At 34.2% G+C, this 231-nt stretch carries 1 protein-coding gene; it reads right to left on the bottom strand.

Going from position 1 to position 231, the window contains the following annotated elements; all coding sequences use genetic code 11:
- On the bottom strand, positions 1–231 hold a 231-nt coding region (locus ELQ05_RS08235; RefSeq protein ID WP_166738671.1), incomplete at both ends, for a TrbG/VirB9 family P-type conjugative transfer protein.

Here is a 231-nt window from a genome sequence, read left to right as displayed (position 1 = left end):
CTTCTGATATTAAATTTAAGCGATAAACTCGCTTATTTGTCATGATATTCATAGTTGTTTGTAAGTTTTTATCGGTAGGCTTAATGATGATATGAGAGATTAAATAAGGCTCTTCACCACTTACGCTTAGTGAAACAGCCCATCTTATACTATCGCCTATTTGCACATCTTTAATCACTTCACCAGGTTCTAAAGCAATATCAGTAAGTCTTAAGGGTGCAGTTACAATAC

This window comes from Campylobacter sp. US53 (assembly GCF_004378995.1).
Lineage (GTDB): Bacteria > Campylobacterota > Campylobacteria > Campylobacterales > Campylobacteraceae > Campylobacter_D > Campylobacter_D jejuni.
The sequence above is the reverse complement of the archived record's forward strand: the minus strand, read 5'-3'. Positions and strand labels throughout refer to the sequence as shown.